The following is a 15,745-nucleotide window of genomic DNA, read 5'->3' as shown; positions in this document are numbered from 1 at the left end:
AACACCATGCAAGCAACCTCCCGCGCACGCCCCGGCACGCGCCCCCTCCTCTGCGCAGCCGCCGCTGCGGCGCTGCTCGCCGGCTGCAGCTTCATCCCCACGTACGAGCGCCCGGCGGCGCCGGTGCCCGCGGCCTACCCGGCCGCAGGCGCCGCAGCGCCGGCCGGCGCCCGGGCGGCTGCGGATATCGACTGGCGCGAGTACTTCGCCGATCCCCGGCTGCAGCGGCTGATCGCTCTGGCACTGGAAAACAACCGCGACCTGCGCGTGGCCGCGCTCAACATCGAGCAGGCCCGCGCGCAGTTCCAGATCCAGCGCGCGGGGCAGTTTCCCACGGTGAACGCCGCGGTGAACGCATCGCGCCAGCCCAGCACCACGACCGGCCAGTACGTCAACAACTACCAGGTCGGCCTGGCAGTTTCCGCCTGGGAGATCGACTTCTTCGGCCGCATCGCCGCGCTCAAGGAACAGGCCCTGGCGCAGTACTTCGCGACGGAGGAAGCCCGCCGCGCCACCCAGATCAGCCTGGTCGCCTCCGTGGCCACCGGCTGGTTCAACCTGCTGGCCGACGAGGAATTGCTCGACATCTCGCGCCGCACGCTGCAGACGCGCGACGAATCCGTGCAGCTCACGAAGCTGCGGCTCGAGAACGGCGTGAGCTCCGAGCTCGACTACAGCCAGGCCCAGGGGCTGGCGCAGGCGGCGCGCGCCACCTTCGCGCAGCAGCAGCGCCAGCGCCTGCAGGACGAGAACGCGCTCGCCCTGCTGCTGGGCCAGCCGCTGCCGCAGGACATCGCGGCCACGCTCGATGCGCGCACGCGCCTGGCGGACGCGCCCGCCATGCCGTCGCTGCCCGCCGGCCTGCCGTCCGACCTGCTGGTGCGCCGCCCCGACATCCGCCAGGCCGAGCAGCAGCTCGTGGCCGCCAACGCCAACATCGGCGCGGCCCGGGCCGCGTTCTTCCCGCGCATCTCGCTCACGGCCAGCGCCGGCACCGTCAGCAACGAACTGTCGGGCCTGTTCAAGAGCGGATCCTGGGCCTTCTCGCTGGCGCCGCAGCTGGCGTTGCCGATCTTCGACGGAGGCCGCAACCAGGCCACGCTGGACTCCGCGCGCGTGGGCCGTGACATTGCCGTGGCGCAGTACGAGAAATCGATCCAGACGGCTTTCCGCGAAGTGTCGGATGCACTCGCCGGGCAGGCCACGCTGGGCGAGCAGTTCGCCGCTCAGCGCGCGCAGGCCACGGCCGATGCCAAGCGCTTCGAGTTGTCCGACCTGCGCTACCGCAACGGCGTGGCGAGCTACCTCGACCTGCTGGACGCGCAGCGCTCGCTGTTCACCTCGGAGCAACTGGTGGTGCAGACGCGGCTCTTGCAACTGCAGAACCAGGTCGCGCTCTACAAGGTGCTCGGCGGCGGCTGGACGGCGGCCCAGGAAACCCCGGCCACGGGCAGCGGCACGGCAGCACCGAACTCCTGAAGCGGCGGCCTTCCGCCCTGCCAAGGCGCCTGCGGGCGCCTTTTTCTTTGGGCATGCCGTCCGGCGCGGCGGATGGCACGATCCCAACGGACGTGCATGCACTGCATGCCGGAAGGCCGCTTGCAGCTTTCCAGCGCGCAGCTACCGTCCGTCTCCCGACCACACCAGAACAGCAGGGAGAAAGCCAGCCATGCGCATGCCATCGTCCACCCCGTCCGGCCAACCGCCTTCCGCAAGCCCGCGGCCTGCCTCCTGGCCGGCCCTGCGCCGCAGGAGCCTCGTCGGCATGGCCTGTGCCCTCGCGGCCTGTGCCGCCACGGCGGGCCCGAAGCCCGGCCCGCAGGACGACGGCGTGTGGACCCGGCTTTCCAGCGAAGGGGCCCCGTCCGGGCGCAGCGCACCGGTCACCGCGGCGCTCCGGGGTGCCATCTACCTCTTCGGCGGCGTGAAGGACGATTTCCGCGCCGGCACCAACGATTTCCTGAACGACCTGCACCGCTACGACGTGCATGCCAACCGCTGGACGCGCCTGGTGCCCACGGGCGATGTGCCCTCTCCGCGCGCCTTTTCCGGCGGCGTGGCGATGCCGCAACGCGGCTGGATGGTGGTGTTCGGAGGCGCCCGCTACTCCGCGGACCTGTCGGACTTCACGCCCCTGGGCGACGTCTGGGCGTACGACGCACGGGCCGGACGCTGGGAAGCGCTGGCGGGCGTGGCACCCGGCGATGCACCAGCCCCCAGCCCGCGGGCATGGCCCACGGTCTGGCGCGCGGGCGACCAGCTCTATGTGTTCGGAGGCGTGGAGGCGGGCTTCCGCACGCTCAACGACCTCTGGCGCTTCGATGTCTCCACGCGCACCTGGACCCAGCTCTCGGCCCACGGCGCGCCGGGCTCGCCACCATCCCGCTATTCGGGCGCCGTGACCGGCGAGCCCTGGCGCGGGCAGGTCGCGCTCTACGGCGGCGAGGCCACCACCGGCCAGGGCGGCTTCATTTTCCTGAGGGACACCTGGACGCTCGACCTGCGGACACTGGCCTGGCGGCAGGCCACACCCGCGCCGGGGGAGGACGTCGATCCACCCCAGAACCACGGCGCGGATGCTCTGCTGGGCAACGGCCTGCTGCTCGCCGGCGGGGACCAGCCGGGGGGCACCACGGGCTGCGGCGCCCAGTTCAACCAGAACCCCACCAACGCGCTGTGGCGCATGGACCTGAACACGGCCGCATGGCGGCGCCTCGCCCCGCAGGGCGACACCTTTCCGCGCATCAAGCGCACCAGCGCGGCCACGGTGATGGGAGAGATGTACGTGTTCTCGGGCTTCGGCTTCGCCTGCGAGGCCGGCATCGGCGGCCAGGTCTGGAACACCGACGTGTGGCGCTACACGCCGCCGTACCGCTATTGGGGCCACTGAACGGGCTCCTTGACCCAGCGCAAGGGTGTTGCGGCTGGCCGTTTTCCCTAACGGCCGGCCCGGGAGGCGCTTCCTATAATCGTTCGCTGGTTCCGCCAGACATACCCACAGAGGTCCCCCTCATGAGCGACACCCCCCACGAAGAAGCGCATACCGGCCCGATCAAGAACCCCCGCCAGCTGCTCTGGACGGTGTTCTTCTGCTTCGTGGTACCCGTCTTCGCCATCATCGGCCTCGTGATCTACGTCACCTCGGGCAACAAGCCGGCGCAGGGCTCTGGCAACCCGGAGCGCGCATTGGCCGAGCGCATCCAGAAGGTGGGCATGGTGGAGGTGCGCGACGCCAACCGCCCGCTGCGCAGTGGCGAGGAAGTCTTCAAGGGCCAGTGCGCGGCCTGCCATGCCACGGGCGCCGCCGGTGCACCCAAGTTCGGGGATGCCGCCGCCTGGGGTCCGCGCATCCAGACGGGCTTCGAGGCGCTGGTGCATTCCGCGCTGGCCGGCAAGGGTGCCATGGCACCCCAGGGTGGCGGGGACTTCAACGACACCGAGATCGCCCGCGGCGTGGCCTACATGGCGAACGCGGCCGGTGCCAAGTTCACCGAACCGGCAGCCCCCGCCGCCGGTGGCGCTTCCGCCCCTGCCGAGGCCCAGGCCCAGGCCGCGGCGACAGGTGCATCCGGTGCCCCGGCCCCCGCAGCACCCATGGCCGCAGCGCAACAGGCCCCTGCGGCCCCCACCGCCGCAGCCACGGCACCTGCCGCCGCGGTGGCAGCCGGCGCAGGCGAAGCGCTCTACAAGCAGGCCTGCCAGGTGTGCCATGCAGCCGGCGTGGCCGGTGCGCCCAAGTTCGGCGACAAGACCGCCTGGGCCGAGCGCCTGAAGGACGGCATCGACGGCATGACGCGCATCGCCATCGCCGGCAAGGGCGCCATGCCTCCGCGCGGCGGCACCCAGGCATCGGACGCGGAAATCCGCGCCACCGTCGAATACATGGCGAACGCCGCGAAGTAACCCGCGCCAGGTTTTCCGCTGGCGATGAAAGCCGGTCCGCGCGACCGGCTTTTTATCTGCCCCTCCGTCCGGGGTCAGTCCCGCAGCTCCGACGGACGCTGCACGTAGCCGTAGCGCCGGGGCAGCTCGTCCGCGCGCACGTCCGCGGGCGTCCAGAGACCCTGCTCCACCGCACGGGCGGCCAGTTCCATATCGAGCGTGTGCACGAGGCCGAGGACCCGGCCGTCGAACAGGTAGAGCCGCCCGGACTCGTCGAGCAGGCACTCCTGCACGGCCGAGCGCAGGCCGGTGTGCGCCACGATGGAGAAGCCGGCCTCGCCACCGCCCTCCCCCGCCCCTTCGATGCGCCATACGACGGGCGTGGCTTCCAGTTCCACGTACACGCGTTGCGGTCCGTTCTGGAAGAACCAGCGGCCCCGGGCATCGGGCTCGTAATTGCGGTGGATGAAATCGATCAGCTTGTCGTGCTGCAGCACGGCGCCGCGCGCCTGGGGGAAGGGGCCCTGCGCCTGCACGGCGTCGTCGCGCATGAACCAGCGTCCGCGCGCGTCCAGGCCCAGCCAGCCATGGCAATCGGGTACGTTGGGCCACTTGGCAATGGCCTGCCTGACGATGTCATCCATGGGCCGATCCTAGCCCGCCGCGGCGGCCGCAGGCGTAGGCGCGAGCCCCGGCGGATGTGCGGCCGGAAGCCCCGCCTGCCGGGCCAGCCACCCGGCGACGGCTTCGGGCATGGCCCGCACGTGGCCGGGCAGGCGCCCGAACGCGAAGCCCACGTGCCCGCCATGCGGCGGCTGCCAGAGCGTCACATGGGCGCCGGCCTGCCCGGGCCGGGGCAGGCTGTCCGCCGGAACGAACGGGTCGTTGAGCGCATTCACTGCCAGCGCCGGAATGCGCACCGCTCCCAGCAGGGGTCGGGCGGACGCGCGGCGCCAGTAGTCGTCCGCATCGCGGAAGCCGTGCAGGGGCGCGGTGAACAGGTCGTCGAAGGCATGCAGGTCGCGCACCGTGCGCAGGGCATCGCGGTCGAAGAGGCCGGGGTGCTGGCGCCACTTGGCCAGGGCCTTGGGCACCATGGTGCGCAGGAACATGCGCGTATAGACGAGCCGGTTGAATCCTTGCCCGATGGCCCGGCCGCCCGCGGCCAGGTCGAGCGGGGAGCAGATGGCTGCCACAGCGTCGGCGCTGCGCTCGGCCTCCAGCCCATGCTCGCCCGCCCAGCGCAGCAGCGCGTTGCCGCCGAGCGACACCCCGGCCACGAGCAGCGGCGCGCGGGGTCCGGCCGGCCCGCTGCCAAGCCGCTGCCGCTGCGCCATGCGCTGCAGGATCCAGTCGATTTCCTCGTGGTCGCCCGAGTGGTAGGCGCGCGGCGCGAGGTTGATCTCGCCACTGCATCCCCGGAAGTGCGGCACGGCGTAGTCCCAGCCGCGGGCGCGCGCCACATCGGCGAACGCTTCGGCATAGTGGCTGCGCGACGAGCCCTCCAGCCCGTGGAAGAGCACCAGCAGCGGCCGGGGCCACCCCGATGCCGCGGGGGACGACTCCAGAAAGTCCACGTCCACGAAATCGCCGTCCGGCGCGGTCCATCGCTCCCGCCGGTAGGCCGGTGCGCCGCCCTCGGCACGGCGCGATGCCAGCGCGGGCCAGATGGTCTGCAGGTGGCCGCCGGGAAGCCACCGGGGCGCGACATAGTCCATGCCGAGGCGCTCCGGACCGGTCAGTGCAGCACCGGCGGCACCGGGCCAGCCACGGCCTCGTGGACGGTGCCGGGGCTCGCATGGTGGGCGACCAGCCGCCAGCCTTGGGGGGTCTTGTGATAGACATTGGTGGACTGGACCAGCGCCTCGCGCATGCTGCCCTCCATCCGCACCTCGACATGCTCGACCACGCTGTGCACGGCGCTGGCCAGGGCCTGCACGCGGTGGACCTGCGCGGGCCGGGCGCGCAGCCCGCCGTGCTCGAACATGGCGGTGAAGGCGGCCCGGATGGCGCCCGCGCCCAGCAGGCGGGGCCCGCCGGGGTTGACGCAGACGATGTCGTCCTCTTCCGCCCAGCAGGCCATCAGGCGGTCGATGTCGCCCGCCTGCAGCGCCTCGTAGAACGCGGCCTCGGTCTCGTCGGCGGAGCCGCCCACCAGGGCGGCGCGGTAGGGAGTGCGTGTGCTCATCGTGGAGTGTCCTGGCATCGGGGCCCCGGCGGGGCCGGATCGGCAAGTGCGCCATTGTCGGAAATTCGGCAGCGCCGCGCATCCTCCCCGTGCGGCGACCGCCCGGCCACATGCGCCGCCCGCTGACGCGGCAGGCCCGGCGGCTGCGGCAGAATGATCCGGCGCCGGAGCGGCAAGGGCACGTCGCCCCAACGTTCGCAATCCCGCCCGGCGCCCGCACACCATGAAACGCCTCATCGCCACCCTCGCCGCCGCGCTCGCCCTCTCGGGCTGCGGCTACAACGACTTCCAGCGCCTGGACGAGCAGAGCAAGGCCGCCTGGAGCGAAGTGCTCAACCAGTACCAGCGCCGGGCCGACCTCGTGCCCAACATCGTCGCCACCGTGAAGGGCGAGGCCGCGTTCGAGCAGGACACGCTCACCAAGGTGGTGGAGGCGCGCGCCAGGGCCACCTCGATCCAGGTGACGCCCGAGACGCTGAACAACCCCGAGGCGTTCAACAAGTTCCAGCAGGCGCAGGGCGAGCTGTCCTCCGCGCTCTCGCGCCTGATGGTGGTGGCCGAGCGCTATCCCCAGCTGCAGGCCAACCAGGCCTTCCGCGACCTGCGCGTGACGCTCGAAGGCACCGAGAACCGCATCACCGTGGCGCGCAACCGCTACATCCAGACCGTGCAGGAGTACAACGTGCTCGCGCGCAGTTTCCCGACCAACCTGACGGCCAAGGTGTTCAGCTACGAACCCAAGCCCAGCTTCACGGTGCAGAACGAGGCGCAGATCAGCACGCCGCCGACGGTGGACTTCTCCCGCCCCGCACCGGCCGCGCCAGCTGCGCCGGCTTCGCGCTGAGGTGGATCCGGGCATGCCGGGCATCGCCGCACCTTTGCGCACCCTGCTGGCCCTGCTGTGCATCGCCCTCGGGCTGGCGTGCGCGCTGCCGGCGCGGGCGCTGCGCTCGGTGCCACCGCTCTCGGCCCACCTGATCGACGAGACCGGCACGCTCAGCAGCGCGGAGCGCGAGCGGCTGGAGGCCCGCCTGGCAGGCATCGAACAGCGCCAGGGCACGCAGATCGCGGTGTTCATGGTGGCCTCCACGGCGCCGGAGGACATCGCCGCCTTCGCCAACCGCGTGGCCAATACCTGGAAGATCGGCCGCAGGGACGTGGGCGACGGCGTGCTCGTCGTGGTCGCGAAGGACGACCGCCGGATGCGCATCGAGGTGGCCAAGGCCCTGGAGGGGGCGATTCCCGACATCGCCGCCGCACGCATCATCGACAGCGCCATGAAGCCTCGCTTCCGCGAGGGCGACTTCGCGGGCGGGATCGACGCCGCGCTCGGGCAGCTCAGCGCGCGTATCGCAGGAGAGAACCTGCCGGTGCCCACGGGCAACACGCAGGCCGGCCGCGCCGAACGCGGCGTGGACTGGAACGATTTCGCGATCTTCCTGTTCTTCGGGGTGATGGTCGGCGGCCCGATGGCCCGCGGCCTTTTCGGCAACCGGGCGGGTGGGCTCCTCATGGGCGCCGCCGCGGGCCTGTTCGCCTTCCTGTTCACGGCCAGCGTGCTGCTGGCCGCCGGGGCGGGCGCCGTGGCGCTGCTCTATACATGGCTCTTCGGCGGACGCGGCGTGGCGGCCGGCCGCGGCGGCGGATTGCGGGACGGGTTCTCCACGGGCCTGGGTACCGGCATCGGCATGGGCAGCTGGAGCGGTGGCTCCGGCGGTGGCGGCGGCGACAGCGGTGGCTTCAGTTCGGGCGGCGGTGGCGACTTCGGCGGCGGCGGTGCGTCGGGTGACTGGTAGCCCTTTCCGCCCCAAGCCCCTTTTCCCATCCACATCCAGACCGGATCCGCTCCATGCCCTCCACCTCCCGTCCCCCTGCATCCACGCCCCCTCCGGGACTGCCGGCCCGGATCGCGCGGCTCCTGCGCCACCGCTGGGCGGAAGGCGGGCTGCACCGCGCGCTGCCGCCCGATCTGCTCGAACGCCTGGCGCGCCGCGTGGCCGCCAGCGAGTCGCGCCACACGGGGCAGATCCGCATCTGCGCCGAAGGCGGACTTCCCTCGAGCTACCTGTGGCGCGGGGCATCCGCGCGCGAGCGCGCCGTCACGCTTTTCGGCAAGCTGCGCGTGTGGGACACGGAGCACAACAACGGGGTGCTCATCTACCTGCTGCTGGCCGAACATGCGATCGAGATCGTGGCCGACCGGGCCCTCGCGCGCACCGTACCGCCTGCGGCCTGGCGCGAGATGGTCGCCCGCATGGGCAAAGCCTTCCGCGCTGGACGCTACGAGGACGGGCTCACGCAGGCCCTGGAGGAAGTGTCGGCGCTGCTGGCGGAGCACTTCCCGGCAGGCCCGGGGCCCCGCGGGGCCAACGAACTGCCTGACATGCCGGTGCTGGGAGGCGGAGCGCCGCCGGACGGGCCTTGAGCGACACCCTGCCGCCTTCACACCGTCGGTTCGCGAATCGACCATCTGCTGCGCATGGGCGCAGGGCACGCCGCACCGGCCGCGCGAGCATGGCGCCATCGCCCGTGCCAACGCACGGCAGGAAGCCACGTTCCCATGCAGCCCCCCACCCGGCCGACAGGCCAAGCGAGTCCCCGCGCGCGCAGCCCGCGACACGATAGCGGCAGCGACACCGATGCGTCGCCGACGCGGCGCGTGAGAGCGCGCACCACGGAAGCCGGTTCCAGTCTGGCCGGACGGTTGCCGGCCCGCCAGGCCGCCACGGCGGCCTCGCCAGGAGCAGGCCCTTCCAGCCGGCCGCCCCGCGCCGCCGTGCCGCCGCCACGCGCGCCGGTCGCCACGCAGCCTTCCGGCAGTGCCGGCGCCAGCACCAGCACCGGGGCGGGCGGCGCCTCCCAGGCCGCGCCCGCGCGGGCCGGCGCGGCCCTGCAGGCCCCCGAATCCCTGCGCCAGGAACTTGCGGCACTGGGCATCCAGGGGCCGCCGAGCCGGGCGCAATTCGTTCCCCTGGTCATGGCGGCCGTCGTGCGCCCGGACCTCGAGCCACGCATCCACCAGGCGGCTGCAGCCCTTCTCGACCACCAGCAGGGCACCGGCCACGATGTCGGGGAGGCACTGCGCTCGCTCTGGCTTTTGCTCCAGCTCCGCAGCCCTGCTGCAGCCCGCGTGATCGAGCGCATTCTGGTCCCGGCAGGCACGCCCGAGGCCGGCCGCGCATCGTCTTCGGACAACGAAGCCAGCAGCGGATCCGACGAGGACGACCGGGGCCTCGAAGGAGACCTGGCGCACCTGGGCGCGCCGCTGGGCAGCCAGTTCCAGACCTGGCTGGGCGATACGGCCCGCACCTCCGCGGTGGATCTCCATGCCTTCGACGAGGAGGAAGCCGCCCCGGCTTTCGCGCGGATGCTCGAACGCCTGCACCAGGAAGCCCTGCCCGAGCTCTCTGCCACCGCCCGGCGCGAGATGGAAAACCAGGTGAAGGCCGCATTCACCGCGATGGTCCACGATGCCGAGTTGCGCAACGAGGTATTCCTGATCGCGCAGACGGCCCTCGGCAGTTGCCAGGACAACGTTCTGGAAGGCTTCTCCAAGGTCATGCTGGCAGTGCGGAAACTCCAGCTGGTGATGGCCGCGCGCCGCGGCCAGCTGAACGAAGCGAAGTTGAACCAATGGACCAGCCAGCAATTCCGCCTGGCCCTGCTGGAAACCGCCGTGGGCCACCTCATCAGCGAGATGCTGCAGCGCACCGACATGCCCTCCTGGGAGAGGGAGAAATTGCAAAAGGACCCCATGGAGACGCTGGCCCATGCCAAGTCCGCGCTCAAGCAGGCACTGGAACTTCCGAAGGACACCGTGCAGCACCTGACGAGTGTGGAGATGAGCGTGCTCGGCCCGGAACACCTCGAGGCCCTGCAGGCCCAGGTGCGGCAGCAGGCAGCGGATCCGGAGGCCTACCGCGCATTCATCCTGCGCCACGACACCTGGCGCGCCTGCATGCAGGTGCTGCACCCCGCCATCTTCCAGCCGCTGGAGGCGACCCGGGACGCCGATCCGTTCCACGAACTGGACATCCCCGACGATCCCGAAAGCCCGGCCGCCTATGCCTACGCCGAGGCGGGCCGCCAGGTTTACGAACGCTGGCAGGCGTCGGTGCAGCGTGCGCTGGAGGCACTGGCGGACAACACCCGGCCCACCGTGCCGCAGCCCGGACCACAGGACCCCGGCCCCTCATCCGGCCCGGGTACCGCCTGACCGCCCCGCCCTGTCGGCGACCAGCCTTCCGGAATTTCTCCCATGGACCCGCTACGCTCCTCCGGCAGGACACGGTCACGTGAGCCCAGCCCCGAGGCCGGTACGCCCGATCGGCAGGTACGCCCCCGGCCCGCCGGGCACGCGCACTCTCCACCAGCCTCCGGCCCATCCAGCCCGATCGCCGGGCTTGCCGGGCGGACGCCCCGGGCTGTCGGAACACAGCAGACCCTGGCGCCACGCGCCAGCGTGCCACACCCCGCCGCAAGCCCCGGTTCCCCGCATCCGGAGCGGATACCGCAGGTCGCATCGTCCGGGGAAGGCGACATCCCTGGCGATTTCCCCCAGGGTTCCTGGCTGATGGACATGCTGGACGCGGACCCGGATCAGGCCTTCCGGGCATTGCGCGCCGCCACCGACCTGCTCGCGCAGTTCGGCGCCGAGCCGGAACGGATCGCGAATCTGGAGCCGCGGTACGCGGGTGTGGCGCCTGCCGTGGCAGCGGCGGCCAGGCAGTTGCGCGATCACCTGATCGATATCGAATCCGGCGGATCCGGTACGGCACTGTCGGTGGAGTGGGACGCCGAAGCCGAACTCTCCCTGGATCTGGCACTGCAGACGGAACCGCTGGGACGGGAGATGGCCCGCTGGACTGTCCAGGACTCCCACGCAGCGGAGGCGCCCGGCCAATTCGACGACGCCCCCCATGCGCCCGCCTTCGCCCGCCTGCTTGCGCGCCTGCGGGAAATCACCGCGGCGGGCTCGTCTTCCGCCGTGGCTGCGGAGCGGGCCGGACAGGTCGCGACCGTGATCGACGCGATCTCCCAAAGCACCGAACTGCGCGAGCAGGTCTTCCTGATCGCTCAGACGGCCCTGGGCAGTTGCCATGACAACGTGCTGGAAGGTTTTTCCAAGATCCTGCTGGCCGTGAGCGACTACCGGGTCATGGACAAGATCCGCAGCGGCCGGATGGACGCTGCACGATTCGACAGATGGACAGGGAAACGGCTGCGGCTCTCGCTGCTGCAAAGCGAGGTCAACCGGTTCATCGCGCGGCAGCTTCTGCGCCCGGACCTGGACGACGGGCTCCGCCGGCGCATGCAGCAGGAACCGCTGGAAACCATGGTGCATGCCAAGCAGGCATTGCGCGAACGGCTGGACCTTCCGAAAGGCACCGTATCCGGCATGCGGGAACTGGGGCTCAGTGCGCTGCAGCAGGGCGATCTGGACGCCATGGAGCAGACAGTGAACCGGCTGGCGCAGGATCCCGCCATCCGCAGGGATTTCCTGATGCACTACACCACCTGGCGTGACGGCATGCAGGCGCTGCACCCCGAGGCATTCCGGGGATACCACCTCGCCCGCGATGCGGATCCGATTTTCGTCGAGGACGTCCCTGAGGACCAGGCGGGGCAGATCGACTATTCCGTGCGGGCCCGCGCCAGGGAATCGCACTGGCGGCAGGAGGAGGACCGGCTGCTGCGGCAACTGGCAGGCTTCGACAACCCGCCCGGTCAGCCGGCCAGTCCCGAGCCGCCCGGCGCCTGAGCCGGGAGCGCCGCGTTCAGGCGCGGCGGGCGGCCCCGGCGGCCGCACCCGGCACCGGCCATACCCGTCCTCCGCCCACGGCGAAGAACCGCCGGCCCGGCGCGGGCGCCACCGACAACCCGCCCGTGAACTCGCCGAAGGCCGGCAGCAGCGTGGCGCCGGCATCGGAGCCTTCTGCCGCGTCCACCACGAAGCACGGCAGCCGGAGCGCATCGCGGCCCGGCCCCCGCAGCACCACGGCAGGATGCACGTGGCCGGCGAGCACGTGCAGCGCAGCATGCCGCTGCGGGTGGTGGCAGCAGGCGAAAGGCCCGAGCGGCCAGGGCTCGTCCACGATCGCGATGCCCAGCTCCGCGGGCGGATCACCCGCATGGCTGTCGTGGTTGCCGCGCACCAGCACCACCTCCAGCGCCGCATGCGTCGCACGCCAGGCCGCGAGCGATGCCAGCACGGCGGGCGAGCGCGCCTCCGCCGCGTGCAGGAAGTCGCCCAGCACCACGAGCCGCTGCGCGCCCTGCTCCGCCACGAGTGCGGAAAGCCGCGCGAGGTTGTCGCGCGTGGTTCCGGAGGGCACGGGCAGGCCGCGCGCGCGGAACGTGTCGGCCTTTCCCAGGTGCACGTCGGCCACGAAGAGCGTGCGCCCATCGGGCCACCAGAGGGCATGGCCGGCGAGCAGCCGGACTTCGGCGCCGGCGAGGTGGAAGGTGGCGGATACGCCTGTCAATTGAACGGGTCCATGCACAGCGAGGAGGGATACGCCATTGTCCCGGACCGGCAACCCAGGTGCCGGCGTGGGGATTCACAGCCGCGGCAGGGGCCGCGACGGCTTGCGCTCACGGCGCCGGCCGCGTCCACTCCCCGCTGCGCCGCTGCCCGCGTCCTCGGCGGAAGTGAGTGAAAAATCCAGCGTCCGGCGCACCGCGTCGGCGGCCTGCTGCATCGCGGTCCGGGCGGCAGGCACGACCCCGCCCGCCCCGCCCTCTTCTTTGCCGTCCCCGTCCTTGCCGGCCGCCGTCTTCGCCGCGGTGCGCCTGCGCTGCGGCCGTGCGGGCGGGTCCGGAGGCACGACATCCTGCGCGGGCAGGCCGGCCGCGGCAGCCGGCCCCGCGTCGGCGGCGGTGTCCAGCTGCGCCAGCATGCGTGCGATGCGATCGGCCAGGTCCTCGTTGGTGAGCTTTTCCCGGAAGCGTTCCACCATGAGCGGAAAAGCGAACGGGCTGGGCCTCGCCAGCGGCTTCACCACCAGGTCCTGCGCCTGCATGCGGCGCAGCGCCGACAGCAGTTGCGCCACGTCCAGCTCCTGGCTCAGCACTTCCTCGTCGGCCTGGCGCAGGAGCATGTTGCCGGCGTCATATTTGCGGAAGACCTCGAAGAACAGCTGCGACGACGCCTGGAGTTGGCGCGCGCTGCGGCGCTCGCCGGGATGGCTCTGGAAGATGAGCCCCGCAACCCGTGCGATTTCCCGGAACCGGCGCCGGGCCATTTCGGTGGCGTTGAGGCTGGCCAGCACTTCGTGCAGCAGCGCGTGGCGGGCCTCGTCCTGCGGGGCGCTGCCGGTCTCGATCACGCTGGCGCCGGACGAGTCCGCGGCCTCCGCCCGCGCGGCGTTCGCGGTATTGCGGATGGCCAGGGCTTCGCCGGCCGGCAGCCTCGGCGGGCCGGTATCGCTCCCGCCCTCGGGCACCGGTGCGGCATGCACCCGCAGCAACTCCGGCAGCAGCGCGGACCAGTCGCGTTCGGTCGCCGACAGCAGCTCCAGCCCGTAGTCGTTCACGGCGATGGAAAACGTGCCGGCCTCGCCCTGGGCCGCGCGCCACGCGAACAGGCTGGCCAGGCCAATGTGCGCATGGCGGCCCGCGAACGGGTACAGGAACAGGTGCCAGCCTTCCCGGGTGCGCAGGGTTTCGGCGAGCAGCGTCCCGGGCGTGGGCAGCGCCGACCACCGCTGCTGCACCTCCAGCAATGGCCGCACGCAGCGCAGCTCGGGCGATCCATAGCGCCCCGCAGCCGCCTGCGCGAGCTGCTGCACCACGAAATCCGCGAGCACGGTGGACAGCGGCATGCGCGATCCAGCCCAGCGCGGCACCGTGGGCCGTCCGCGCGCTGCGCGCCGCACGTAGGCCGTCATGTCCTCGATCTTCACCATCTCCAGCACCTGCCCCGCGAAGACGAAACAGTCGCCCGGCGACAGGCGCGACAGGAAGCTCTCTTCCATCGTCCCGAGCCGCGCGCCGTGCAGGACCTGCACGGCCATGCTGGCGTCGCTCACGATGGTGCCGATGTTGGCGCGGTGGCGGCGCGCCAGGCGGGCGCTCGGCATGCGCCAGACGCCCTCCTCGTCCGGCGCCACGCGCTGGTAGTCGGGATAGGCCGCGAGCGAGGGTCCCCCGCGGTGCACGAAATCCAGGCACCACTGCCAGACCGCGCGCGGCAGGTCGCGGTAGGCCACGGTGCGGCGCACTTCCGCATACAGCGCCTCGGGCTCGAAACCGCCCCCGAGCGCCACGGTGACGAGATGCTGCACCAGCACATCCACCGGCCGGCGCGGGCTGGCGCGCATTTCCACCTCGCCGGCCTGCACCGCGGCACGCGCGGCCGCCGCCTCCACCAGTTCCAGGCTGTGCGTCGGCACCAGCGTGATCCGCGACGGCCGCCCCGGGGCATGGCCCGAGCGCCCGGCGCGCTGCAGCAGCCGCGCGATGCCCTTGGCCGAACCGATCTGCAGCACGCGCTCCACGGGCAGGAAATCCACGCCCAGGTCCAGGCTGCTGGTGCACACCACCGCGCGCAGGCGCCCTTCCTTGAGGCCCGCCTCCACCCATTCGCGCACGCCGCGGTCCAGCGAGCCGTGGTGGATCGCCAGCTCGCCCGCCCAGTCGGGCCGCGCATCGAGGATGGCCTTGTACCAGAGCTCCGCCTGGGACCGCACGTTCACGAACACCAGCGTGGTCGTGGTGGACTCCAGCTCGCGCACCACGGCGGGCAGCATGCGCAGCCCCAGATGGCCGGCCCAGGAAAACCGCTCGGGATGGTCGGGCAGCAGCGTATCGACGACGAGCCGCTTGTCCACCTGGCCCTGCACCAGCACGCCCTCTTGCCCCACCTCCGCGCCCAGCGGCGCCAGCAGCGCATCCCGCGCCTCGGGCAGGTTGCCGAGCGTGGCCGACATGCCCCAGACGCACACCCGGGGATTCCAGCCGGCCAGCCGTGCCAGGGCCAACTGCACCTGGACGCCGCGCTTGTTGCCCAGCAGCTCGTGCCACTCGTCAGCCACCACGAGGCGCACGGTGGACAGCAACTCTCGCGCGTCCGCCCGCGCCAGCAGCAGAGACAGGCTCTCCGGCGTGGTCACCAGCACCGTGGGCAGCCGGCGCGACTGCGCGCCGCGTTCGGCACTGCCTGTATCGCCCGTGCGGGCACCGCTGGTCCAGCGTGCGAGCGTGGGCTGCGTCGCCGCGAGTTCGTCGAGCGGGGTGCGCAGGGCCTTCAGCGTGTCGGCAGCCAGGGCCCGCATCGGCGTGAGCCAGAGCACGGTCAGCGGCTCGGGCGGCGGGGCCTTGCGCCGCTTTCCGTCCGCGGGCCTTTCAGCGGCAGCCTCCAGGGCGTCAACCAGGTCGGCGGAGGTGCCGTCTTCGCCTTTGCCCCGCGCCTTGCCCGCGGTGCCGAAGGCCTGGAGCGCGCCCAGCCATACCGCATAGGTCTTGCCGGCGCCCGTGGTCGCATGCAGCAGCCCGCTGCGGCCCTGGGCGAGGGCACGCCAGACCTCGCGCTGGAAGGGAAAGGGGCGCCAGCCGCGCGTCGCGAGCCAGGCTTCCGCCAGAGGGCGGGGACGCCGGGCGCGGGAAGGGGGACTGGGCATGGCAATGAAGGGTTGTATTCGGCGTCACTGCCGGGATCGGGTCGCTGGGTCCGGA

13 protein-coding genes are annotated in these 15,745 nt (G+C 72.0%); 8 read left to right on the top strand and 5 right to left on the bottom strand.

What is annotated here, in order from left to right; genetic code table 11:
* Positions 1 to 6: 6 nt before the first annotated feature.
* The 3 genes from ACGHC0_RS02395 to ACGHC0_RS02385 all read left to right on the top strand — a co-directional run bounded on the left by ACGHC0_RS02395 (position 7) and on the right by ACGHC0_RS02385 (position 3,903).
* Positions 7 to 1,479: an efflux transporter outer membrane subunit gene (locus ACGHC0_RS02395; RefSeq protein ID WP_368353838.1), complete on the top strand. Its 1,473-nt coding sequence runs from the start codon at positions 7 to 9 to the stop codon at positions 1,477 to 1,479.
* Positions 1,480 to 1,765: 286 nt separating this feature from the next.
* A complete protein-coding gene (locus ACGHC0_RS02390; RefSeq protein WP_415267337.1) occupies positions 1,766 to 2,890 on the top strand; it encodes a kelch repeat-containing protein in 1,125 nt (374 codons plus the stop codon).
* Positions 2,891 to 3,012: 122 nt separating this feature from the next.
* Positions 3,013 to 3,903: a c-type cytochrome gene (locus ACGHC0_RS02385; protein ID WP_415267336.1), complete on the top strand. Its 891-nt coding sequence runs from the start codon at positions 3,013 to 3,015 to the stop codon at positions 3,901 to 3,903.
* A gap of 74 nt (positions 3,904 to 3,977) precedes the next feature.
* On the opposite strand, the gene ACGHC0_RS02380 is transcribed toward ACGHC0_RS02385, so the two are convergent.
* Genes ACGHC0_RS02380 through ACGHC0_RS02370 form a run of 3 tightly spaced genes read right to left on the bottom strand, consistent with a single transcriptional unit; the run spans position 3,978 to position 6,070 of the window.
* On the bottom strand, positions 3,978 to 4,526 hold the full coding sequence (locus ACGHC0_RS02380; protein ID WP_415267335.1) for a DUF2946 family protein: 549 nt from the start codon (positions 4,524 to 4,526) through the stop codon (positions 3,978 to 3,980).
* A gap of 9 nt (positions 4,527 to 4,535) precedes the next feature.
* Positions 4,536 to 5,600 (bottom strand): YheT family hydrolase, encoded by a 1,065-nt coding sequence (locus tag ACGHC0_RS02375; protein ID WP_415267334.1) that lies wholly within the window; start codon positions 5,598 to 5,600, stop codon positions 4,536 to 4,538.
* Between the two features lie 20 nt (positions 5,601 to 5,620).
* Positions 5,621 to 6,070, bottom strand: coding sequence for a YybH family protein (locus tag ACGHC0_RS02370; protein WP_013592946.1), 450 nt, complete (start codon positions 6,068 to 6,070; stop codon positions 5,621 to 5,623).
* Between the two features lie 223 nt (positions 6,071 to 6,293).
* On the opposite strand from ACGHC0_RS02370, the gene ACGHC0_RS02365 reads away from it, so the two are divergent.
* From ACGHC0_RS02365 to ACGHC0_RS02345, 5 genes are all read left to right on the top strand, one after another.
* The gene (locus tag ACGHC0_RS02365; protein ID WP_013592945.1) at positions 6,294 to 6,914 is read left to right on the top strand and encodes a LemA family protein; all 621 of its coding nucleotides are present in this window, start codon (positions 6,294 to 6,296) and stop codon (positions 6,912 to 6,914) included.
* 13 nt (positions 6,915 to 6,927) lie between these two features.
* On the top strand, positions 6,928 to 7,866 hold the full coding sequence (locus tag ACGHC0_RS02360; protein ID WP_368353833.1) for a TPM domain-containing protein: 939 nt from the start codon (positions 6,928 to 6,930) through the stop codon (positions 7,864 to 7,866).
* A gap of 53 nt (positions 7,867 to 7,919) precedes the next feature.
* The gene (locus tag ACGHC0_RS02355; protein WP_415267333.1) at positions 7,920 to 8,495 is read left to right on the top strand and encodes a TPM domain-containing protein; all 576 of its coding nucleotides are present in this window, start codon (positions 7,920 to 7,922) and stop codon (positions 8,493 to 8,495) included.
* Between the two features lie 351 nt (positions 8,496 to 8,846).
* Positions 8,847 to 10,286 carry an NEL-type E3 ubiquitin ligase domain-containing protein gene (locus tag ACGHC0_RS02350; protein WP_415267332.1) on the top strand — a complete coding sequence of 480 codons (1,440 nt, stop codon included), beginning with the start codon at positions 8,847 to 8,849 and terminating at the stop codon, positions 10,284 to 10,286.
* Between the two features lie 357 nt (positions 10,287 to 10,643).
* Positions 10,644 to 11,831 carry an NEL-type E3 ubiquitin ligase domain-containing protein gene (locus ACGHC0_RS02345; protein WP_368353830.1) on the top strand — a complete coding sequence of 396 codons (1,188 nt, stop codon included), beginning with the start codon at positions 10,644 to 10,646 and terminating at the stop codon, positions 11,829 to 11,831.
* A gap of 16 nt (positions 11,832 to 11,847) precedes the next feature.
* On the opposite strand, the gene pdeM is transcribed toward ACGHC0_RS02345, so the two are convergent.
* Both pdeM and ACGHC0_RS02335 read right to left on the bottom strand, forming a co-directional pair.
* Entirely contained in the window at positions 11,848 to 12,573 is a 726-nt protein-coding gene (gene pdeM, locus ACGHC0_RS02340) for a ligase-associated DNA damage response endonuclease PdeM (RefSeq protein ID WP_368353829.1), read from the bottom strand.
* 57 nt (positions 12,574 to 12,630) lie between these two features.
* A complete protein-coding gene (locus ACGHC0_RS02335) occupies positions 12,631 to 15,690 on the bottom strand; it encodes a ligase-associated DNA damage response DEXH box helicase (protein ID WP_368353828.1) in 3,060 nt (1,019 codons plus the stop codon).
* Positions 15,691 to 15,745: the final 55 nt, after the last annotated feature.

The sequence above is a fragment of the Acidovorax sacchari genome (genome assembly GCF_042847045.1).
GTDB classification, from domain to species: domain Bacteria; phylum Pseudomonadota; class Gammaproteobacteria; order Burkholderiales; family Burkholderiaceae_C; genus Paracidovorax; species Paracidovorax sacchari.
This window is presented reverse-complemented; position numbering and strand designations above follow the sequence as displayed.